Source organism: Paenibacillus pabuli NBRC 13638 (assembly GCF_001514495.1).
Taxonomy (GTDB): domain Bacteria; phylum Bacillota; class Bacilli; order Paenibacillales; family Paenibacillaceae; genus Paenibacillus; species Paenibacillus pabuli.
On the sequence record NZ_BCNM01000011.1, the window covers coordinates 160,571 to 182,004 of the forward strand.

Annotated in this window: 22 protein-coding genes; 18 read left to right on the forward strand and 4 right to left on the reverse strand. The window is 47.0% G+C overall.

Translation table 11 applies throughout. The features are described from left to right. Window positions 1-300: 300 nt before the first annotated feature. The 5 genes from metG to PPA03S_RS16275 all read left to right on the forward strand — a co-directional run bounded on the left by metG (window position 301) and on the right by PPA03S_RS16275 (window position 6,061). Window positions 301-2,328, forward strand: coding sequence for a methionine--tRNA ligase (metG, locus tag PPA03S_RS16255; protein ID WP_062324344.1), 2,028 nt, complete (start codon window positions 301-303; stop codon window positions 2,326-2,328). 313 nt (window positions 2,329-2,641) lie between these two features. After that, entirely contained in the window at window positions 2,642-3,631 is a 990-nt protein-coding gene (locus tag PPA03S_RS16260; RefSeq protein ID WP_062324345.1) for a metal ABC transporter solute-binding protein, Zn/Mn family, read from the forward strand. A 38-nt stretch (window positions 3,632-3,669) separates the two neighbouring features. Beyond that, window positions 3,670-4,446: a metal ABC transporter ATP-binding protein gene (locus tag PPA03S_RS16265; protein WP_245683639.1), complete on the forward strand. Its 777-nt coding sequence runs from the start codon at window positions 3,670-3,672 to the stop codon at window positions 4,444-4,446. Between the two features lie 50 nt (window positions 4,447-4,496). After that, complete coding sequence (locus PPA03S_RS16270; protein WP_024631018.1) at window positions 4,497-5,300, forward strand: metal ABC transporter permease; 804 nt, start codon at window positions 4,497-4,499, stop codon at window positions 5,298-5,300. 47 nt (window positions 5,301-5,347) lie between these two features. Further along, on the forward strand, window positions 5,348-6,061 hold the full coding sequence (locus tag PPA03S_RS16275) for a cytochrome c biogenesis CcdA family protein (RefSeq protein ID WP_062324346.1): 714 nt from the start codon (window positions 5,348-5,350) through the stop codon (window positions 6,059-6,061). A gap of 130 nt (window positions 6,062-6,191) precedes the next feature. Here the strand turns inward: PPA03S_RS16275 and splB are convergent, their stop codons facing one another. Then, complete coding sequence (splB, locus tag PPA03S_RS16280) at window positions 6,192-7,262, reverse strand: spore photoproduct lyase (protein WP_062324347.1); 1,071 nt, start codon at window positions 7,260-7,262, stop codon at window positions 6,192-6,194. Between the two features lie 229 nt (window positions 7,263-7,491). Between splB and mntR the strand changes: the two genes are divergently transcribed. From mntR to PPA03S_RS16295, 3 genes are all read left to right on the forward strand, one after another. Further along, window positions 7,492-7,920: a transcriptional regulator MntR gene (gene mntR / locus PPA03S_RS16285; RefSeq protein ID WP_062324348.1), complete on the forward strand. Its 429-nt coding sequence runs from the start codon at window positions 7,492-7,494 to the stop codon at window positions 7,918-7,920. A 209-nt stretch (window positions 7,921-8,129) separates the two neighbouring features. Beyond that, the gene (locus tag PPA03S_RS16290) at window positions 8,130-9,728 is read left to right on the forward strand and encodes a family 10 glycosylhydrolase (protein WP_062324349.1); all 1,599 of its coding nucleotides are present in this window, start codon (window positions 8,130-8,132) and stop codon (window positions 9,726-9,728) included. Between the two features lie 84 nt (window positions 9,729-9,812). Further along, window positions 9,813-10,814 carry a patatin-like phospholipase family protein gene (locus tag PPA03S_RS16295; protein ID WP_062324436.1) on the forward strand — a complete coding sequence of 334 codons (1,002 nt, stop codon included), beginning with the start codon at window positions 9,813-9,815 and terminating at the stop codon, window positions 10,812-10,814. A gap of 70 nt (window positions 10,815-10,884) precedes the next feature. Here the strand turns inward: PPA03S_RS16295 and PPA03S_RS16300 are convergent, their stop codons facing one another. Next, a complete protein-coding gene (locus tag PPA03S_RS16300; RefSeq protein ID WP_062324350.1) occupies window positions 10,885-11,217 on the reverse strand; it encodes a hypothetical protein in 333 nt (110 codons plus the stop codon). A gap of 5 nt (window positions 11,218-11,222) precedes the next feature. Further along, window positions 11,223-12,215, reverse strand: coding sequence for a DUF1385 domain-containing protein (locus tag PPA03S_RS16305; RefSeq protein WP_062324351.1), 993 nt, complete (start codon window positions 12,213-12,215; stop codon window positions 11,223-11,225). A 214-nt stretch (window positions 12,216-12,429) separates the two neighbouring features. On the opposite strand from PPA03S_RS16305, the gene PPA03S_RS16310 reads away from it, so the two are divergent. The 5 genes from PPA03S_RS16310 to PPA03S_RS16330 all read left to right on the forward strand — a co-directional run bounded on the left by PPA03S_RS16310 (window position 12,430) and on the right by PPA03S_RS16330 (window position 16,942). Continuing rightward, the gene (locus PPA03S_RS16310; RefSeq protein ID WP_082704180.1) at window positions 12,430-13,008 is read left to right on the forward strand and encodes a YqhR family membrane protein; all 579 of its coding nucleotides are present in this window, start codon (window positions 12,430-12,432) and stop codon (window positions 13,006-13,008) included. Between the two features lie 76 nt (window positions 13,009-13,084). Further along, on the forward strand, window positions 13,085-13,528 hold the full coding sequence (gene aroQ, locus PPA03S_RS16315; protein ID WP_062324352.1) for a type II 3-dehydroquinate dehydratase: 444 nt from the start codon (window positions 13,085-13,087) through the stop codon (window positions 13,526-13,528). Between the two features lie 39 nt (window positions 13,529-13,567). Further along, window positions 13,568-14,641, forward strand: coding sequence for a M24 family metallopeptidase (locus PPA03S_RS16320; protein ID WP_062324353.1), 1,074 nt, complete (start codon window positions 13,568-13,570; stop codon window positions 14,639-14,641). Window positions 14,642-14,938: 297 nt separating this feature from the next. Further along, window positions 14,939-15,496 carry an elongation factor P gene (gene efp / locus PPA03S_RS16325; protein ID WP_024631007.1) on the forward strand — a complete coding sequence of 186 codons (558 nt, stop codon included), beginning with the start codon at window positions 14,939-14,941 and terminating at the stop codon, window positions 15,494-15,496. 192 nt (window positions 15,497-15,688) lie between these two features. Continuing rightward, window positions 15,689-16,942 carry an aspartate kinase gene (locus tag PPA03S_RS16330; RefSeq protein WP_062324354.1) on the forward strand — a complete coding sequence of 418 codons (1,254 nt, stop codon included), beginning with the start codon at window positions 15,689-15,691 and terminating at the stop codon, window positions 16,940-16,942. A 75-nt stretch (window positions 16,943-17,017) separates the two neighbouring features. Here the strand turns inward: PPA03S_RS16330 and PPA03S_RS16335 are convergent, their stop codons facing one another. Next, complete coding sequence (locus tag PPA03S_RS16335) at window positions 17,018-17,767, reverse strand: 2-phosphosulfolactate phosphatase (RefSeq protein WP_062324355.1); 750 nt, start codon at window positions 17,765-17,767, stop codon at window positions 17,018-17,020. Between the two features lie 278 nt (window positions 17,768-18,045). Here PPA03S_RS16335 and spoIIIAA point away from each other — a divergent pair, with 278 nt between their 5' ends. From spoIIIAA to spoIIIAE, 5 genes are read left to right on the forward strand one after another with little or no spacing between them, the layout of a single operon-like run. After that, window positions 18,046-19,050, forward strand: a complete 1,005-nt coding sequence (spoIIIAA, locus tag PPA03S_RS16340; RefSeq protein WP_062324356.1) for a stage III sporulation protein AA — start codon at window positions 18,046-18,048, stop codon at window positions 19,048-19,050. After that, on the forward strand, window positions 19,043-19,561 hold the full coding sequence (gene spoIIIAB, locus PPA03S_RS16345) for a stage III sporulation protein SpoIIIAB (protein ID WP_062324357.1): 519 nt from the start codon (window positions 19,043-19,045) through the stop codon (window positions 19,559-19,561). Before spoIIIAA ends, spoIIIAB begins: the two co-directional genes overlap by 8 nt. 29 nt (window positions 19,562-19,590) lie before the next feature. Then, a complete protein-coding gene (gene spoIIIAC / locus PPA03S_RS16350) occupies window positions 19,591-19,794 on the forward strand; it encodes a stage III sporulation protein AC (protein WP_017687585.1) in 204 nt (67 codons plus the stop codon). A 32-nt stretch (window positions 19,795-19,826) separates the two neighbouring features. After that, the gene (gene spoIIIAD, locus PPA03S_RS16355; protein WP_062324358.1) at window positions 19,827-20,216 is read left to right on the forward strand and encodes a stage III sporulation protein AD; all 390 of its coding nucleotides are present in this window, start codon (window positions 19,827-19,829) and stop codon (window positions 20,214-20,216) included. A gap of 24 nt (window positions 20,217-20,240) precedes the next feature. After that, window positions 20,241-21,431 (forward strand): stage III sporulation protein AE, encoded by a 1,191-nt coding sequence (gene spoIIIAE / locus PPA03S_RS16360; protein ID WP_062324359.1) that lies wholly within the window; start codon window positions 20,241-20,243, stop codon window positions 21,429-21,431. The last annotated feature ends 3 nt before the right edge of the window (window positions 21,432-21,434 follow it).

Below are 21,434 nucleotides of genomic sequence, written 5' to 3' on the forward strand. Positions count from 1 at the left end.
CAGAGAGCCGGAGAAGCTGAGAACCGGTCTGGGAGGAGGATGGAATATGGTCCCGGAGGAACCTCTTCCGAGCGTGCAGTCGTTGATTAGGACGGTCTGTCGTAAGGCTGAGGCGTGATCCAGCGTTAATGGGCGGTCGAAGGACCGGCAGAGCCTGTGGTTTGTGAAAAGCACAGGGAATTTGGGTGGTAACACGTGAGAGCAACTCTCGTCCCATACAGGGACGGGAGTTTTTTGTGTTCTTTTTTAGACCAAGCAGCGTTTCAAAAGCAGGAACATCTGAAGGAGGAGAAGTCATTAATGGCTGATCAAAAAACATTTTATTTAACAACACCAATCTATTATCCAAGTGACAAACTGCACATTGGGCACGCCTACACAACGGTGGCGGGTGATGCCATGGTTCGTTACAAACGTCTGCGCGGTTATGCGGTTCGTTATTTGACAGGAACCGATGAACACGGCCAGAAGATTGAGCGCAAGGCACAGGAGAAAGGACAGTCACCGCAAGCTTTTGTAGACGACATCGTTGTGGGTATCAAGGAACTGTGGAACAAACTGGATATTTCCAATGACGACTTCATTCGTACGACGGAGGAGCGTCACAAAACAGTGGTTCAGGATATCTTTGACCGTTTGCTGAAACAAGGGGATATCTACAAGGGTGAGTATGAAGGATGGTACAGTATCCCGGATGAGACCTATTACACCGAAACCCAACTGGTTGATGTGGAGAAGAATGACAAAGGCGAGATTATTTCGGCCAAAAGCCCGGATAGCGGACATCCAGTGGAGCTGGTAAAAGAGGAATCCTACTTCTTCCGGATGAGCAAGTATGCCGATCGTTTGCTGAAATATTATGAAGAAAATCCAGGCTTTATTCAGCCAGAGTCTCGCAAGAACGAAATGATTAACAACTTCATCAAGCCGGGTCTTGAAGACTTGGCTGTATCCCGTACAACTTTCGAATGGGGTGTCAAAGTTAAAGGCGATCCGAAACATGTTGTATACGTCTGGATTGATGCGTTGTCCAACTATATTACAGCTCTGGGCTATGGATCATCTGATGCATCTCTCTATAACAAGTTCTGGCCAGCGGATGTGCATCTGGTCGGGAAGGAAATTGTTCGTTTCCATACGATCTACTGGCCGATCATGCTGATGGCGCTGGACCTGCCGCTGCCGAAAAAAGTATTTGCCCACGGCTGGCTGTTGATGAAAGACGGCAAAATGTCCAAATCCAAAGGCAATGTCGTTGATCCGGTAACCTTGATTGACCGTTATGGTCTGGATGCACTGCGTTATTACCTGCTGCGTGAAGTTCCATTTGGTTCCGATGGTACATTCACTCCGGAAAGTTTTGTAGAACGTGTGAACTCCGACCTGGCCAATGATCTCGGAAACCTGTTGAATCGTACGGTTGCGATGGTGGACAAATATTTCGAAGGTAAGACTCCTGAGTTTACTTCCGGTGTGACAGAGTTTGATGCATCGCTTGAAGAAGCGGGTCGTGCTGCTGTGGAAAAAGTGGAGCAGGCCATGGAAAATCTGCAATTTTCCGTAGCATTGACGGCAATCAGTCAGTTTGTCAGCCGCAGCAACAAATACATTGACGAGACTCAGCCTTGGGCTCTGGCTCGTGATGAAGCGAAACGGAACGAACTGGCATCGGTAATGTCACATCTGATTGAAAGCTTGCGCATCGCTTCTATCCTGTTGCAGCCGTTCCTGACACGTGCTCCGCGCAAAATCTGGGAACAGCTTGGCATTCAGGAAGGTGAACTGACGGCTTGGGATTCAGCGAAGCAATGGGGTGTCATTCCAGCGGGCAACGCCTTGCAGAAAGGTGACCCAATCTTCCCGCGTCTGGACGCTGAACAGGAGATTGCATATATTGCTGAAGCGATGACTGGGGGCAAAAAAGCTGAAGCACAGCCTGAGTCAACACAAGCTGATGCTGGAGCTTCGGCAGCTATTGAACCCATCACAGCACCCGAAGGCAAAGAAGAAATCGGCATTGATGATTTCGCCAAAGTGGAGCTGCGCGTGGCTCAAGTTATTGCCTGTGAACCGGTCAAGAAAGCCGATAAATTGCTGAAGTTGCAGCTTGATCTGGGCTATGAGCAACGTCAAGTTGTATCGGGAATCGCAAAGTTTTATTCACCTGAAGATATGGTTGGACGCAAAGTCATCTGTGTGACGAACCTCAAGCCTGTGAAATTACGCGGTGAACTGTCTCAGGGCATGATCCTGGCCGCATCCCACGGCGATCAGCTTACACTTGCTACGGTACCAGACAACATGCCTAATGGGGCACAAGTGAAATAGGACTTTAACCATGTAGGCAAGGATATGGTTTGTATTGCTATAAAACAGGGTGGCCCGACGAGAATCGGGTCACTTTTTATTTTGGGATCACATCGGATCTGCTGCGATGAAAACAAGCATATACTGTTATGAACTCCGTGCTCAAGGAAAGAATGAATAGGACAGAGCGGCTTGACAAGTTCGTGCAGGTTACCTATAATTCTATCAGTAATGTTTACGATTAAGAGATGCGGAGTGAATACGAGTGAAATTTTATAATGGAAGAAATCTAGATCAGGACAGCCGAGCACTGGAGACAGGTAGAAGAAGGCATATGAAATGGTTGCTCAGCGGTCTGCTTGTTCTTAGTTTGCTTATTTTGTCGGCATGCGGTCAGAATAATTCGGAGAGTGCCAAGCTGGTGGAAGGTAAAGTGAATGTGATCACGAGCTTCTATCCTGTCTATGCATTTACGGCGACAATTGGCGGGGAAGATGCGAATGTCATTAATTTACTGCCAACAGGTGTAGAACCACATGACTGGACGCCGAAGAGCCAAGACATTGTGAATACATCCAAAGCCCAGTTGTTCCTATACAATGGTGCAGGTCTGGAAGGATGGGTTCCCAACTTCCTAAAGTCACTGAATAGCGATACCCAAGTGAAGTCAGTTGCTGTAAGTGAAGGGGTTACTCTATTGACTGCTGAAGGTGATGATGGACATGGTCATGGTGAAGAAGAGGTCGATGATCATAGTGATGAACATGCAGATGAAGCCAATGCAGGAGATATAGCAGACCATCATGTGGACCCCCATACATGGGTAAGTCCGAAATCGGCAATGGTGATGGCTGAGAATATCAAGAACAGCCTGGTTGAAGTAGACCCTGCACATAAAGAAGGATATGAACAACGCTACAAAGAGCTGCGGGGCAAGCTGGAAACACTGGATCAGCACTTTACAGACGAATTGTCGAGCTTACCCAATAAGGAAATTGTCGTATCACACCAAGCGTTTGGATACCTTGCACGTGATTATGGATTGACTCAGCATGCCATTATGGGGCTTTCTCCAGATGCGGAGCCCACAGGTCAAGATATTGTGAACTTGGCCAAGTTGGTGAAGGATGAAGGGATTAAATACATTTTCTTCGAAGAGCTGGTATCTGACAAACTGGCAAAAACCCTTGCGAATGAAGCGGGTGTAGAGACAATGGTTCTGAATCCGGTAGAAGGTTTAACCAAAGAACAGGCTGCCAACGGGGATGATTATTTCACCCTGATGGAGAAAAATTTGCAAAATCTGCTGATCGCATTAAAATAAGATAGACCGAAGGATTCGCCATGCAATCCTTATATATAATGAAGGGCGGCTTTGCCATGCAGCAAATCATGCCATTGTGTCATGATCCAATTATAGAGATCGAGAAACTATCCTTTTCCTACGGTGACCAGCGGGTGATTGAAAATCTTGATTTTATGGTTCAGGAAAGGGATTTTGTCGGGATTATCGGTTCAAACGGAGCAGGCAAAACGACATTACTGCGGATGCTGGTTGGACTGTTGCCTCCAGCCGAGGGAGATATCAAGCTATTCGGACAGTCGATCCGTCGATTCAAGGATTGGGAACGGATTGGTTATGTTCCGCAAAAGAACGCTTTTAACCCATTATTCCCTGCGACGGTACGGGAAGTCGTGATGTCCGGCTTGTACAATAACAAAAATATGTTTCGCCGAATGTCCCGTAAATGTCAGCAGCAGTGCACCGATGCCCTGCAAGTGATGCGGATTGAGGATCTGGCGAACAAACGGATCGGACAACTGTCCGGCGGACAGCAGCAGCGTGTGTTTTTGGCACGGGCGCTTATTAATCATCCTGATCTGCTGATTCTGGACGAACCGACGGTGGGCATTGATGCCGAATCCCAGGCAAGCTTTTTTGAACTGATTACCCATATGCATGAACATCATCGGATGACATTCCTGATGGTATCACATGATATGGACCGGATGGAGAGTTACCTTGGTGCCAAAGCAGCAGTGACGAACGGGAAAATTCATTTCCATGTCCGTCATTCCCATGAGGTGGAGGATTGTGCTGAGACGAATTTGCAGCATACCACCACCCAGGTGCGTTAGACGAGAGTGCGCAACCAGATTAGAGCAAGGCCGAAGGAGTCGTGTGTGTTTTGGAAATTTTAATGAGTGATTTTTTTCAGCGGGCGCTGGCAGGGGGATTGCTAATCGGCATCACCGCACCCCTGATCGGATTGTTTCTGGTGCTGCGACGTTTATCCATGATCGGGGACACCCTGTCTCATGTGACGATTGCCGGAGTTGCCCTCGGATTCCTGATTGAAGTATATCCGATTGCGGTGGGGCTTATTTTTGCCGTGCTCGCTTCATTTGCCATCGAGAAACTTCGTAAGGCGTATAAAAGTTACGCCGAATTATCGATTGCCATCATCATGTCCGGTGGAGTTGCGTTGGCTTCGTTGTTCTTTACGCTGGGCAAAGGATATAATACAGATGTTATGAGTTACCTGTTTGGCAGTATTTACACACTAGACTCCACGGATTTGAAGCTGGTTGGTGTGGTCACGCTGATCGTGGTCATCGTCGTAGCGCTGTTACATAAAGAGTTTTTCCTGCTCAGCTTTGAGGAAGATGCCGCAGCGGTTACCGGATTGCCTGTTAAACTGCTGAATATGCTGATTACCGTAATGACAGCACTTGTCATTAGTACGGCGATTAAAATTGTGGGTGCATTGCTGGTATCGGCATTGCTGACCATTCCGGTAGCTGTAAGCTTGCTCATGGCACGGAGTTTCAAATCGGCAATTATATTGTCCGTGGTTATTGGGGAAATCGCAGTGGTCATTGGACTGGTTGTGGCCGGGATCTGGAACCTTGCACCGGGAGCGACGATTGTACTTTTGCTTATCATGATGCTGATTCTTACGATGATTGGAAAAAAAGGGTTCCGAGCCTGAGTCTGAACATGAGCAAGTGAGCCCCAGGGAAGGGAGATATCCGCTTCATGCCTGATGTTAATGTATGGCTGGCTTTTGTAGCAGGATTAGCTTCGTTTATATCGCCATGCTGTCTTCCGTTGTATCCTTCGTACCTCTCTTACATTACAGGCATGACGGTACAACGGTTGAAGGATGAACGCAATCAGCGTGAAGTTCGTTTCAAGACATTGACTCATACGCTGGCGTTTATTTTGGGCTTCTCGGCTGTGTTTTATTCGCTGGGCCTGGGAGCCGGGTTGTTTGGTCAATTTTTTAATGATAACCGTGATCTCATTCGTCAATTATCCGCGATCCTGATTATGTTAATGGGTTTATTCTTGCTTGGTTTGTTCAAACCGCAGTTTCTGATGAAAGAGCGCAAGATGGATATGAAATGGAAGCCAGCGGGTTACTTGGGCTCGTTTATATTTGGCATTGGTTTCTCAGCAGGCTGGTCACCCTGTATTGGACCCATCCTGACCGCTATTATCGCGATGGCTGCGAGTGAGCCGACGACCTGGTTGGCATTGATTACGGGCTACACGGCCGGATTTGCATTACCTTTTTTCATACTGGCCTTTTTCATCGGATCTACACGATGGATTTTGAGATACTCCAATATCATGATGAAGGTTGGGGGCGCATTAATGCTGTTCCTCGGTGTACTGTTATTTACGGATCAGATGACCAAAATTACGATCTGGCTGCAGCAAATTACCCCTGATTGGATGATTATCTAAACTGGGAATTTTCATCCCTCATCTAAATAAGTAAAAAGCAGGCTGCATGCCCCAGACCATTCTGGCTCATGTAACCTGCTTTTTTAATCAGACCCTGTTTGGCAGTCCATATGTTCTATGCATTTATGTTTTAAGTGAAGTAATCAATGTTGGCCAGTGGGAAATGCTCGAAAATCCGTTCGGTAATGAATTCCCGCAAGGCATCCTGCTGGTCATCCTTATACACATATTTATACTGGCCCCAGCGGCCCCATTTCATTTTGCGCTTTTCGATATCCATCTCAAGCTTGGTTTTGGGGTAACGTTTCTCAATGGTGGCTTTTGCTGTTTTGGTAAAACGATGCTGGATCATCTCAAAGGTTAAATCCTTGGTGGCTTCTTCAGGAAGTGTATCGGCAAGCTTTTGTAAAAGCTCGCTATATCCTTCTTCCCACCCGTCGTACCACATAATTGGGGCAATAATGAATCCGAGCGGATAACCGGCATGAGCTATTTTGCCTGCGGCTTCTATACGTTCTTCAAACCGTGAGGTGGCTGGCTCAAAATTTTTGATCACATAATCGGAATTCACACTGAAACGGATACGCGTGTGTCCGTTATGCTTGATGTTTAATAAAGGCTCTACATGATGATATTTGGTTACAAAACGAAGTCGCCCGTGTTCCTCTTCCGCCATAAAACGAATCAGGTCACCAAGGTTTCCCGTAATATGCTCCAGGCCTACCGGATCGGATGTACACGCCGCTTCGAAACGAGTGAGTTCAGGTGCACGTTCCTCGATGTATCCTTTGGCTGCCTGAATGATCTCTTCCGTGTTCACATAGACACGGACATAAGGTTTGGCCCCGAGCGTCGTTTGCAGATAACAATAATGACAGTGGCCCATACAGCCTGTGGAGATGGGAATCGCGTATTCGGCTGATGGCTTCGATTGGTCAAACTTGAGTGTTTTACGTACACCAACGACAAGGGTTCGTTTGGCCATCCGGTACTTTTCCTGTTCCGTTTCACCGGGGAGATTGGTAATTCGATTATGAGATGTTGTCATTTGATATGGAATATCCCTCGAGGTAACCCATTCCATAATCCGTTTGCCTTTCTCATATTCCAGCGCTCCGGGTTCAAAGTACACCAAATCGGGAATAAAGGGTTTAGTGCCTTTTGTTTTGCGAACGGGTGGATGCGCTACACTTGTACTCACGAAATCACTCCTTTCATTACGGAACATTGCTTAGTTTGCCTCGTTTGCAGATAAGTCAGCCTTGCCAATACTTGCGTTAAGGAATGCCTGCTAAATAATGAGTAGTGCTTGATACAGTAAAAGGTGAAGGAACGGTGCAGGACTTGCCAATGCATATTGATAACATGTATCATTATAAGATAGGGACCAGGCAAGAATATTGTCGGTCAGAGAGAAGAGAGGGAAGCAGATGCCAACGCCCAGTATGGAAGATTATTTGGAGCGTATATACAAATTAATTGATGAAAAGGGCTATGCTCGTGTGTCTGATATAGCTGAAGGTTTGGAAGTGCATCCTTCATCAGTGACGAAGATGATCCAAAAGCTGGACAAAGACGAGTACCTGATCTATGAAAAGTACCGCGGGCTGGTGCTTACGCCAAAAGGCAAAAAGATGGGCAAACGTTTGATGGAGCGCCATCATCTGCTTGAACAATTTTTGACGACAATTGGTGTTCAGGAGGAAAATATTTACCAGGATGTTGAAGGGATTGAACACCATCTCAGTTGGGATTCCATTACCTGTATCGAGTCTTTGGTTGAATACTTCCGCCAGGATGAAAGTCGATTACGCGATCTGAAAAGTATTCAGGATGTCATGAGCAATACGGAATCCTAGACTGATAAGCCAGATCCTGCTTTGAAAATTGAAATGCTATTTATCCAAAATCAGAAGATGTTTCTCGCCATGAAAAGGGCAGGGAAGCATCTTTTTGCTTTTTTTGTCCAAAATTTGGTGATAAATTCGCAACTAAACAAACCGTTGAAGCGTCTATTAAACTAGCAGAATTTGCCGCGAATTTATAATTATTTTGGAGGATTGTACTGATGAAGTTTCGTAAAGGATTAATGCTGCTGCTTATTTTTGTTTTAGGTTTACAATCAGCAGGTCTGACGGCACAAGCAGCCAGTCAAAAGGAAATTGTCATTTATCTGGATGGTCAACGTTTGGAATCGGATGTATCACCTTACATTTTATCGAAAGTCAATGTAACCATGGTGCCCCTTCGGGTCATTAGCGAAGGACTGGGGGCGTCTGTCCTATGGTCTCAAGCTACGCGCACCGTTACCATCAAGAAATCCGATTCAACCATTACGATGACGAATGGACGCCAGCAGGCAACGGTGGATCGTGCGGTAGTGGATCTTGATGCTTCAGTGGAGTTAAAGCAGGGCCGTGTCATGGTGCCGATTCGATTTGTCAGTGAAAATCTTGGAATTCAGGTGACCTGGAACCAGTCTGCGCAGACGATAGATCTGACAACAGGGAATGAGCCTAATCCTACTCCTGTTACCCCCGCAGAACCTGGAGGCACAGGAAATACACCGAATACAGATGAGATGCGAGGAGCCTGGATCTCAACCGTAAACGGAGACTGGCCTTCGTCCGGTGCCAAAGGAAATATAGAGAAACAAAAGCTCGAGTACATTCAGCAGCTTGACACGTTAAAAGACATGGGGATTAACGCTGTATTTGTTCAAGTCCGAGCCAATGGGGATGCAATCTATCCATCAAGTCTGGTACCATGGAACAGTGTTCTTACGGGAACACAGGGGAAAGATCCAGGGTATGATCCACTTGCATTCATGATCGAGGAAGCTCACCAACGTGGCCTTGAATTTCATGCGTGGTTCAACCCATTCCGCGCAACCAATTCGGCAAGTACTACCGGACTTGCCTCCAATCATGTATCCAAACTCCACCCGGACTGGATCGTGAACGCATCCGGCAAGTTGTATATTAATCCAGGTATTCCGGAAGCGAGACAGCATATCATTGATTCCATCATGGAAGTGGTTAATCAGTATAATGTTGATGGTGTTCATCTGGATGACTATTTCTATCCGTCCAATGTCACATTCAATGATGACGCTGCGTTCAATGCGTACAACACATTGAATACAAAAGATCGTGCAGAATGGCGCCGTGATAATATCAACCAATTCGTCAAGCAGCTCGGAGAGAGCATTCATAACGTGAAATCGGGCGTTGAATATGGAATTAGTCCCTTTGGAGTATGGCGTAACAAATCGGTTGATTTGACAGGTTCCGATACGAAAGCAGGAGTAACCGCTTATGATAGCATGAATGCAGATGTACGGACGTGGATTAAGCAGGAATGGATCGACTATGTTGCCCCACAAGTGTACTGGAGCTTGACACTTAGTGCAGCACGATACGACAAGGTGGTTGACTGGTGGGCCAATGAAGTGGCAAATACGAATGTGAAATTGTATATCGGTCACTCGCCCTACAAGCTGGGTACACCGGAAATTGGTTGGCAAACATCACAGGAAATTGTGGATCAACTCATATACAATGAAAAATATGATACGGTGAAGGGGGATATCTTCTTCAGTTCACAATACCTGACGAAAAATCCGCTCGGTTTGATCGGCAAACTAAAAGCCTATTATGGACTCTAAAACAATTTAACGTAATAAGACCAACCCCTATTCTCATACAGTGGCAGTAGTAGCATGGACTGCCTGGAGAACGGGGGTTTTATTGTGTTAGTTAACGGGGTATTTGAAGGTGGTGGCGTAAAAGGAATTTCGCTCGCAGGTGCAGTGAAAAGTGCTGAGGATCATGGAGTTGAATTCAATCGGGTGGCAGGTACTTCATCCGGCTCCATCGTAGCGACATTGCTCGCAGCGGGATATTCGGCTGAAGAGATGAAGGGGATTATTGAGAATACCCCGTTTGCCTCGTTGCTGCGGCGTTCTCACCTATTTGATATAAGGTGGATCGGACCGGCTGCAAGATTATTTTTGAAGAAAGGACTGTACTCCGGGGAAGCACTGGAATCGTGGATTCGCGATATGCTGAAAAAAAAAGGGGTGCGGACATTTGCTGATCTGCCTCCAGGCAAGTTGTCAATCATCGCATCAGACATTTCCAATGGCACTATATTAATATTGCCTGACGATATCAAGCGCTTTGGTATTGAGCCAGCGAAGCTGGAGGTTGCCAAGGCGGTACGAATGAGCTGCAGTATCCCCTATTTCTTCGATCCGGTAGCGATTCGCAGATCCCCCCTCCTGTCCAAAGGTTTACGTTTTGCAGACCAGTTTGTCTATATCGTCGATGGGGCCTTATTGAGTAATTTCCCACTCTGGCTGTTCGACGGAGAGCGTACAGAACGTGGTGGAGACATTATCCCAGTTGTCGGTTTCAAGATGGTTGGGAAAACGGAGGGAGAGCCAGCACGAATCAAGGGGCCCCTCAGTATGCTTCAGGCACTGGTGGAAACGATGCTTACTGCCCATGACGAGCGGTATATCGAACAGATTAATCGTTTTCGAACTGTGAAAATCCCCACCCTTGGTATTAAACCTACGGAATTTAATCTTTCCGTGCAGGACAGCACCGCTTTATATCAATCCGGGGTTACCGCTGGTAATGAATTTTTTAGGGGTTGGAATACCAAGATCTATGGTGAACAGCTGGACAAACAACGACGAGAGCTAAGAGAGAAACCAGCGGAGAGACCGCCCCTGACCCCTGTATAAAAAATAAAAAAAAGCAATTCTCCACTTGTCGGGAGAATTGCTTTTTTGTGCGTTCAGCTGAAATTCGTATTTAGTGATACTTGGGTACGTCTTCATCGCTTTTACCCTTTTGCCCTTGAATGACTTGGAAAGGATAATCTTTACGTTTTTTGGAAGAACTGCTGCTTTTTCTGGCACTGGACTGTGCATTAACCTTAGCCATGGTTCGAGCCGATGGCTTGATCTTCGGTGATGATGTCTTGCGCGCCCAGCGGCGAGGCGGATATTTATATAGCAGGAAAACAACTCCGAACACGATCAGAGGTATCACCAATTGGGATACACCTTTACTCCACAGACTAGTCAAGATTCCAACAGCAGCCAGTGCGATGAACGTCCAAAATAGGATGGCCTGCTTTTTCATATCATTCACCCTTTCACAGGATCAAATGTTGCAACAGGAACTTCCGAAGTGGCAGATACGTTTGCAAGCTTGGCATCCAATTCACGCATACGGTTAAACGAAGCAATGGATACTTCCACCTGTTCATTCGTTGGTTCTTTGGTTGTCAGCAATTGCAGCCACAGCCCCGGGTAACCGAGATAACGAAGGACAGGGACGTCACGTAGTGAGTTGGTCAACTTCAACAATTCGAACGAAATACCGAGCACTATTGGCAATAACAACAGCCGCTGCCCCATACGTTCCCATAGGTTATCGTATGTGAAGAGCGAGTACAAGAATACTCCAATAATGACAGTCAGCATAATAAAACTGCTTCCGCAACGGTAATGCAGACGGCTGTATTTCTGTACATTATCCGGGGTGAGCTCTTCTCCTGCTTCGTGAGCACTAATGACTTTATGCTCTGCTCCGTGGTATTGGAACAGACGTTTGATCATCGGGGTCTGAGAAATCAACCACAGATAGGCAAGCAACAGAATCAGCTTAATTCCGCCTTCCAGTAAATTATGCAAAAACTGATTGTCGAATGCATTTTTGAACAGAAAATTCTCAATGACAACGGGCAATAACGTAAGCACAATTTTACCGAAGAGGAAAGAAAGAATAGCTACAGCGGTGACGCCAATAATCATGCTAAGGCTCCAACCTGAGCCTTCTTTTTCTTTTTGCTTTGCTTTATCTTCGGGTTCAAGTTCATCATCAGCGTAAGCGTCAGCAGAATAATTGAGATGTTTACTGCCTTTGACACTCGAATCTATAATGCTGACAATCCCGCGCAGTAGTGGAATCCGCCGCAATTTCATGACCCAGGACTTGTCTTGCTTTGGGACTTCCAGATACGTAATTTCGCCGTCTTTTCTTCGAACAGCAGTAACGTTGACATGTTTACCGCCGAACATTACGCCCTCAATGACAGCTTGCCCCCCGTAGCTGACAGGCTTGGATTGTTGAGGCAAATTATTCACCTTCCTATTCTGTTCTGGCCTTCAAGGTCGAAGACTGTTTAATAACCCTATTGTATCGAATTTTGAAGGCAATTTCTAGTTTACGAGACAATCCAGAGGTGATGTTGTTAAGTTTGCCCTGATTTGTACATACTACCCGGTAGAGTTAGGACAAAAATTCGGTTATAACCCCAATGACGCGAACTGAACGTGAAGGAGAATATCAATGACAGAACATAAGGATGAACGCACATCACGTATGGAAAATAAACGTTCTGATGAACGGAATCAAAAGGATCGGGGCAGCCGCCCTACCCAGCGTCAAGGCCAGGCCCATTACTTCACCAAGCCGTTTCCCTTTGCAGTGGAGCTCGGTTTTTTTGCAGGTTTTATCTGGGGAGGTCTGCACTGGTTATTCTATTTGCTCCATTTTACGATTGTGCCATTGGGTTTTTTGGCTGAACCTTTTTTTAAACATAAATTTATATACACTGCGGCAGGGCATCTGACCGGGTGGCTGTTTTTTATTGTATTTTCAGTCCTCGCATCCTTGATCTACACCTTCACGTTAAAAAAATGGGATGGCCCGCTTCCAGGCATGGGTTACGGAATTTTTTGGTGGCTCATTGTCTTTGTTCTGGTAGGTCCCAAACTGGATATGGTGAAACCCTTGAACCGTTTGACCTGGGATTCAATCATTACTGAAATTTGTTTCTTTTTGCTGTGGGGACTGTTTATTGGCTATACCGTGGCCATGGAGTTCACAGATGAACGGAAACGTGAGCCGGAGAAAGCGGGAGTATAGCGCAAAAAAGCTTCTCAATCCGGCAATGGCTGTGTTAAAATAGCAGATGGTTATTTGCAGAAAGGATGGAGCAGCTATGAAACGGATTGTAGTAATCAATGGCCCGAACCTGAACATGCTCGGCGTACGTGAACCCGGCATCTATGGAACGCTTAGTCTGAAGGATATTGAAGATAGAATTCGCAGACAGGCGGAGGATCTTGGCGTCTCCATCGCTTTTTATCAATCCAATCATGAAGGGGACATCATTGATCGTATTCATGCAGCGATGGGCGATGCGGATGGAATTATGCTGAATGCCGGAGCGCTGACTCATTACAGTTATGCAGTGCGTGATGCAATCAATGCCGTGAAAGTTCCTACAGTAGAAGTACATCTATCCAACATTCATGCACGCGAAGAATTCAGACATCATTCCGTAATTGCTGCTGAAACAATCGGGCAAATTGCCGGATTTGGCGAAGTAAGCTATGAACTGGGGCTGCTGGCTCTCGTGCGTCATCTGGACAAGCAAACCTGAGCCGGGGACCCGGGAATGTGAGAGAAAGAAGGGTTACCGATGGAAAACAAACGAGTAAATAAGTTGCGTGAGGCCATGCGTGAACATGAACTCACGGCTATGCTGATTACAAATCCGATAAACCGTCGTTACATGACAGGCTTTACAGGTTCAGCAGGATATGTGCTGATTACGGAACAAGAAGCATTCTTGCTGACCGATTTCCGTTATATGACACAGGCACCCCAACAAGCCAAAGGATTTACCGTTGTGGAACATGGACCGAAACCATTGGAATCCGTACGTGAACTACTGGCATCGGCGAATATCAAACAGGTTGGCTTTGAGCAGGATCATGTTACTTATGGTACGCATACTGCTTATGCTGAAGCACTTCAATCCATTGAATTAAAAGCTGTTTCCGGGATTGTGGAACAACTGCGCATATTCAAGGATGAAGATGAGATCGCTGTAATGCAAAGAGCTGCGGATCTGGCAGACGCAACCTTCAGTCATGTTTTACAATTTGCAAAACCGGGTATGACTGAACGTGAAGTGGATTTGGAGATGGAGTTTTTCATGCGCAAACATGGAGCAACCTCCTCTTCGTTCGACACAATCGTTGCATCGGGTGAACGTTCTGCTATGCCTCATGGTGTAGCAAGCAGCAAAGTCATCGGACAAAATGAGTTAATTACATTTGACTTTGGTGCACTGTTGGATGGATACTGTTCAGATCTGACACGTACCATCGCAACTGGCACGCCTGTACCTGAACTTCGTAAAATTTACGACATTGTACTGGAAGCCCAGTTACATACGCTGGCGAACCTGAAACCGGGTATGACCGGTCGGGAAGCGGATGCATTGGCACGTGATATCATTGCAGGATATGGATATGGAGAGCAATTCGGACACAGCACAGGCCATGGCCTGGGTATGGAAGTGCACGAGGCTCCTCGTTTATCCAAGCTGAGCGACGATGTACTGAAACCGGGCATGGTCGTAACCGTTGAACCGGGGATTTACATTGACGGCCTTGGCGGCGTGCGTATTGAGGATGACGTTGTGATTACCGAGACAGGTATTCACATTTTAACGAAATCAGACAAGAAGTTCACCGTAATCGGCTAATTTACAGCCACTGGTGATATAAGACGATTTTTAATTTATGCTTTTGAATAAGTAAACTTGAAATTCCACAATAACGGAGAGGGCAGAAAAAACCTGAAGAAGTGGAACGTTCGCCTTTATCACCGGATTTCTCCCTATTAGGATAGGGATTAAAAAGAAATCTGGGGATAACAGCGATCGGAAGGTTGTTCTGCCATCGTAGTGGTCTGTGTAATATGACGGTTTGACTTTTTCAAACTTAAATTAACCCATCGTCTTTTATCACCTACTTTTCAACCATATCAGGAGGGATTTTTTGTGATTTCAGTAAACGATTTTAAAACAGGCTTGACCGTACAAGTGGACAATGACATCTATACCGTACTTGATTTCCAACATGTTAAACCAGGTAAAGGTGCTGCCTTCGTACGTTCCAAACTGAAAAACCTGCGCAACGGTAACACCGTTGAGAAAACATTCCGTGCAGGTGAAACGATTGGCCGTGCCATCATCGAAAATCGTGGCGTGTCCTACCTGTATGCTAGCGGTACAGAGCACACGTTCATGGACAACGAAACGTATGACCAGTTCACACTGACAAGTGACCAACTGGAGTGGGAATTGAACTTCCTGAAAGAAAACATGAACGTAAAAATCGTCAGCTACCAAGGTGAAATCCTCGGTATCGACCTGCCAACAAGCGTAGAGTTGAAAGTTATCGAGACTGAGCCAAGCGTTAAAGGTAATACAGCTCAAGGTGCTACCAAAAACGCTAAAGTGGAAACTGGCCTGAACGTACAAGTGCCATTGTTCATCAACGAAGGCGACGTGCTGTTGATCGATACGCGTGAAGGTAAATACTCATCCCGCGCGTAACTCTCACAAGGTGTAAGTTAAAATGAAGCATGAATTCAACCCTCTGCCATTCTTTTGGCAGAGGGTTTTTTCGAAAAAAGATTAGCCTATCAGACACTTTCGTAATATACTGGGTTAAAGTCATTTTTCGGAGAGAATAATGACGGTGGACATCAATTATGCATACTGCACAAGGTAGGGAGTGGATTTGCGTTGTCATTGTACGTCATGAAATTTGGGGGCAGCTCGGTCGGAGATACAGAGCGCATGAAGCGTGTAGCCGGACGTGTTGTAGAAAAAGCGGATGAAGGACATCAGTGTGTAGTCGTGGTTTCGGCCATGGGGGATACCACGGATGATCTGATTGATCAGGCGAAACAGCTGAACAGTGAACTGCCTGCACGTGAGATGGATATGCTGTTGACTACGGGAGAACAGATCTCGATTTCATTGTTATCCATGGCCATTCAGGCGCTGGGACGCAAAGCCATTTCATTTACGGGCTGGCAAGCGGGATTCCGGACGGAGCCGGTACACGGCAAAGCTCGGATTAACGATATTCATCCGCACCGGGTGAATCAAGCGTTGGCTGAAGGTAATATCGTTATCGTTGCAGGTTTCCAGGGCATGACGGAAGACGGCGAGATTACGACACTTGGCCGTGGAGGCTCCGATACAACGGCAGTGGCCCTGGCAGCAGCCATCAAGGCAGACGCTTGCGAGATCTACACAGATGTGGACGGGATATATTCCACCGATCCGCGAATTGTGAAAGTTGCACGCAAGCTGAAGGAAATTTCGTACGACGAGATGCTGGAACTGGCCAACCTGGGAGCAGCAGTGCTGCATCCGCGTGCAGTAGAATACGCGAAGCACTCTGGTGTGCCTTTGATCGTAAGATCCAGCTTTAACCATAATGAAGGAACGGTTGTGAAGGAGGAAGCAACAATGGAACAAGGCGTGGTGGTTAGTGGAATTGCCTATGACAAAAATGTGGCTCGCATCAGTATTCTGGGTGTACCTGATGTACCGGGGGTTCTCGCTGAAGTATTTGGTGCCCTTGCATCAGAACAGCTGGATGTCGACATTATCGTACAGAGCGGTGTAATGGACGGTAAGGCTGACTTCTCGTTCTCTGTTGCGCTGTCTGACCGTGAGAACGCACTGCGCGTCATTGAAGCCCTTCACAGCCGCCTGCCTTACCGTGAAGTCACTTCCGAAGAAAACCTTGTTAAAGTCTCGATCGTTGGTGCGGGAATGGTTAGCCATCCGGGCGTTGCTGCCAAGATGTTCAAAGTCATCTCTGGTGAAGGCGTAAGCATCAAGATGGTCAGCACTTCCGAAATTAAGGTATCGTGTGTTATCGATGGAGAGAAACTTCATGATGTAATCAAGGCACTGCACACAGCGTATGACCTGGATACGGCAGAGCAGGCTGTGATTGGCGGACCGCAAGTTCGCAGATAAAAGCAGTAATATAGCCAGACATACCAAAGGTGTACTGAATCCCTATCAGGGGAAGCGGTACACCTTTTTTGTTTATTATAACAATCGAAATACCCGCTCTTTACGAGATCCTTTATAAGGCTGCATTCGGTGTCCTTCCCCCATCTCGGGAACACAGTCCAGCAAATTCAATTGTGTGCAGTAGGTTACATCATGCATCCTGCCCAGTCTCTCCAGCCTTCGCCCACCAGACGATACTCTAACCAGATCGGGCAATTTGTCCTCGGCGTTAGTGGCAGCCTGATGGAGCGCCAAGCCCAGATCATTCAGCATGATTGGAAAAGGGGATTGTTGGTACAGCTCTTCGATAATGCTGCCTGCACATAAACCATCTTCCAGCGCAAACTCATCCTGATCCCCGGCACATAACAACATGATGTCCCTTCGGAGTTCGCACAGAACAGCCGCCACAGCCTTAACATTGAGAAATGAGCCTGCGAACACATATCTGGCCTTGGATGCTTTGATCAGAGCACGTGTACCATCTGTCGTAGTCAGAATAATGGTCTTACCCGCGATACTGGGAGTCATATATTCATAAGGGGAATTGCCCACCTCGAATCCTGTAATTTTTTTATCAAAACGCTCCCCGCCACGAATGGCATCCTGCACGTTCAATTGTTTCGCTTGAGGAACGGTCTCTACAGCGATTATATCTGCCGCATCATAAGCCAGTGCCGTTACAATCGTGCTTGTCGTTCGCAACACATCAATCACCACCACACATCGGCCCGCAATATCCATTTTTCGCACTTCATTCACATTACCTACCACATCGACTCGCACTCCCCACAACTCCTTTCTGCATTTGGGGATAGTTGGTTCTGTCTTTCTAATATCCGCAAATGGATCACACCTGTCTGCAAGCACTATATGCAATTGGATCTAGACGGGTGCCTAGACCGCGAACAAGGAGCTGATCTATGATTTTCCAACTCTCATCCCTATTCTGAAGAAAATGATAGATTTCAGCGTCATAAAATCAATGTACACACATAAACTTGAGATATGAACAAGCACCAGAAACGCGATAAAACCGAATTCAAGGTTGGAGGGGCCTATTCATGATGGTGAACTGGAAGGATATCTTTCCGGAACCGATTCGAACCATTCTGGGAAGAATGCCGCCCGCTTTGTTGGAAAAAGTGGAGGAAGTACGTATCCGTGAAGGAAGGCCGCTGGAAATCAATGCAGGAGACACCTATCACTTCCTTACACCTCAGGGCAGTCCGACAGCGAAGCCTGATGAAGCCTATATACCCTTAAAAGAGGTAACCCACAGGCTGCTGGATCTGATTAGCAATCATTCGCTTTATACATTGGAAGAAGAGCTGCGCAAAGGGTTCATCACCATTCCTGGCGGTCATCGAATTGGGCTGGCCGGCCGAACGGTACTCAGCGGTGGTCGCGTGGAAAATTTGCGCGATATCAATGGATTTAATGTCAGGGTTGCGCGAGAGATACACGGGATTGCTGATCGGATCCTGCCCTATCTGCTGGACATGAAGAGTGGTCAGGTACTGCACACTTTAATTCTTTCGCCTCCCCAGCAAGGAAAAACCACATTGCTGCGTGATCTGGCGAGGCAGATCAGCAGTGGAACCAAACTTACGGGTGTCAGCGAGCTTGTTCAGGGTATACGGCCGCGGCTCAAGGTTGGCATCGTAGATGAGCGGTCTGAGATTGCAGGAAGTTACAAGGGTGTACCGGGATTCGATGTGGGGCCCCGTACCGATGTCATGGACGGTTGTCCGAAGGCTGAGGGCATGATGATGATGCTCCGCTCCATGTCTCCCGATGTCCTGATTGTGGACGAGATAGGCCGTCCAGAGGATGCTGAGGCAGTAATGGAAGCACTCCATGCAGGTGTATCCGTCATCGCCACGGCACACGGTCGTGATTTGGCCGAACTTTCTTCCAGACCTGCGTTGAGGACCCTGATTGTCGAGCAAATGTTTCAACGCTATGTTCAACTGCAGCGGACGAGCCGGGGCATGACCTTTCGACTGGCTGATGGCAAAATGCGTGGCCTCCAGCAGACGGAAGTGGGAGGTGAGGCATTTGCTTAACATGCTCGGAGCCGTCATTATTCTGCTGGCCAGCACGCTCGCCGGATTCTACAAGGCAAGGCAATTTGCTTTGCGGCCCAGACAACTGCGTGAGTTAATTGCCGCTCTCCAGCGGCTGATGACCGAAATTAACTATGGGCTTACCCCCTTGCCTGATGCCATGGGAAAAATGGGGGCTCAGACAAAAGAGCCTGTTCGGACGCTGTTTCTCCACGCAGCCAAGCAAATGGAACCCCCTCATGGACGCACTGCTCGTGAAAGTCTTCAGTCTGGCATTGAAGAGACGTGGGGAAAGTCAGCCATGAAGGCAGACGAGCGGGAGGTCATGCTGCAATTAAGCTTCAGCCTTGGCACCAGTGATCGTCAGGATCAGACCAAGCACATCTCGCTAGCCATTCAACAACTAATGCATGAGGAATCCCGTGCTCAGGCCGATCAAGTGAAATATGAACGAATGAGTCGTAGTCTCGGGATGCTTGTAGGAGCGTTAATCGTCATTCTGATCTTCTGAAATAGCCGGGATAGTGAGGTGCCAAGGTCATGAATTTAGAAGTGAACGCAATCTTTCAAATTGCGGGCATCGGAATCATTATTGCAATGATTCATACGGTGTTGAAACAAATGGGAAAGGAAGATATGGCTCACTGGGTGACCGTGATCGGATTTGTCGTTGTATTGTTCATGGTGGTCCGTATGTTGGACAGCCTGCTGCAAGAGATCAAATCGATATTTCTTTTTCAATGAAAACGGTCATGAAGCCGGGATGGTGGTGACCTGTGGAAATAATCCAAGTTGTAGGTCTGGCGCTCATCGCAACGGTTCTCATTCTAGTTATCAAGGAACAGAAGCCCATGTTCGCTTTTTTGATTGCTGCCGCTACCGGCATCGTGATCTTTATGATGCTAATTGGCAAGATTGGCGCAGTCATCGAGGTACTGAAACGGCTTGCCGAAAATTCGGGCATGGAGAGCATCTATCTGAAAACCGTGCTGAAAATTATAGGCATAGCCTACATTGCTGAATTTGGTGCACAGATTGTGAGGGACGCAGGTCAGGAGAGCATTGCTTCCAAGATTGAGCTCGCTGGCAAGGTGCTGATTCTTGTCCTCGCCATACCAATCATCAGCATTATAATCGAAACCGTCATGAAGCTAATGCCGGTGTAGAAGGAGGGGGCGTGCGGACTTCATATGAAAATAATGCTTCACAAGCCGCAGTGGCGCCTTACCTTCGTGCTGATGCTGTGCTTACTGTTTGCGATCATGGGACAGGTTGCTGCCGGCTCCCCTTCAGATGAATGGATGCACCAGCAGGCAGATCAGCTTCCCAAAGATCAGGTGGAAAAATATTGGGATCAACTGATGCAGCAATACGGAGGATTTTTCCCGGAAGGAAAGACGCCTTCCTTTATGGATATGTTAATTCCAGGCAATGAAGGATTCAGTCTGAAGTCCGTATTCATAGCCATTGGAACCTTTATGCTGCATGAGATTTTATATAACGGCAAGCTTCTGGTCACGATTGTGATGTTGAGCGTGCTAAGCATGATTCTGGAGACGCTCCAGACCGCTTTTGAGAAAAACAATATTAGCAAAATCGCCTACTCCATCTGTTACATGGTCATTATTATCATCGCCATAAACAGTTTCAGTGTGGCGATTGGGTACGCCAAGGATGCCATTGCCGGCATGATCAACTTTATGATGGCCATGGTGCCCCTACTCTTCACACTGCTGGCATCAATGGGAAATGTTATCACCGTATCAGTCACTCATCCGCTCATCATTTTCATGATTCATCTGGTGGGTACGTTGATTCACATACTGGTGTTCCCCCTGTTGTTTTTCTCGGCTGTATTGCATCTCGTCAGTTCCTTGTCTGACAAGTATAAGCTGACTCAGCTAGCGGACCTGTTACGCAACATTAGTGTGGCTCTGCTCGGTATATTACTTACGATGTTCTTGGGCGTAATTTCGGTGCAGGGCGCATCAGGCTCCGTAGCAGATGGAGTCAGTCTGAAAGCGGCGAAGTACATCGCCGGGAACTTTGTCCCCATCGTTGGCAGAACGTTTGCGGATGCAACCGATACAGTCATCACGGCTTCGCTGCTGGTCAAAAATGCAATCGGGCTAACCGGTGTCATCATTATCTTGTTTCTATGCGCTTTTCCAGCGCTTAAAATTCTGACCCTTGCCCTCATATACAACATTACAGGCGCTATTATGCAGCCCTTGGGTGAAACACCAATTGTAGGTTGCCTGCAGGCGATTGGCAAAAGCATGCTTTACGTATTTGCAGCACTGGCAGCTGTGGGATTGATGTTCTTTCTGGCCATCACGATCCTGCTAACTGCCGGTAATCTGACGGTTATGATGCGATGAGGG

Bases quoted from the DNA above. Each gene is read 5' to 3' on its own strand.
- metG (WP_062324344.1), top strand. From the start codon at position 301: ATGGCTGATCAAAAAACATTTTATTTAACAACACCAATCTATTATCCA.
- PPA03S_RS16260 (WP_062324345.1), top strand. From the start codon at position 2,642: ATGAAATGGTTGCTCAGCGGTCTGCTTGTTCTTAGTTTGCTTATTTTG.
- PPA03S_RS16265 (WP_245683639.1), top strand. From the start codon at position 3,670: ATGAAGGGCGGCTTTGCCATGCAGCAAATCATGCCATTGTGTCATGAT.
- PPA03S_RS16275 (WP_062324346.1), top strand. From the start codon at position 5,348: ATGCCTGATGTTAATGTATGGCTGGCTTTTGTAGCAGGATTAGCTTCG.
- mntR (WP_062324348.1), top strand. From the start codon at position 7,492: ATGCCAACGCCCAGTATGGAAGATTATTTGGAGCGTATATACAAATTA.
- PPA03S_RS16290 (WP_062324349.1), top strand. From the start codon at position 8,130: ATGAAGTTTCGTAAAGGATTAATGCTGCTGCTTATTTTTGTTTTAGGT.
- PPA03S_RS16300 (WP_062324350.1), bottom strand. From the start codon at position 11,217: ATGAAAAAGCAGGCCATCCTATTTTGGACGTTCATCGCACTGGCTGCT.
- PPA03S_RS16310 (WP_082704180.1), top strand. From the start codon at position 12,430: ATGACAGAACATAAGGATGAACGCACATCACGTATGGAAAATAAACGT.
- aroQ (WP_062324352.1), top strand. From the start codon at position 13,085: ATGAAACGGATTGTAGTAATCAATGGCCCGAACCTGAACATGCTCGGC.
- PPA03S_RS16320 (WP_062324353.1), top strand. From the start codon at position 13,568: ATGGAAAACAAACGAGTAAATAAGTTGCGTGAGGCCATGCGTGAACAT.
- spoIIIAA (WP_062324356.1), top strand. From the start codon at position 18,046: ATGATGGTGAACTGGAAGGATATCTTTCCGGAACCGATTCGAACCATT.
- spoIIIAC (WP_017687585.1), top strand. From the start codon at position 19,591: ATGAATTTAGAAGTGAACGCAATCTTTCAAATTGCGGGCATCGGAATC.
- spoIIIAE (WP_062324359.1), top strand. From the start codon at position 20,241: ATGAAAATAATGCTTCACAAGCCGCAGTGGCGCCTTACCTTCGTGCTG.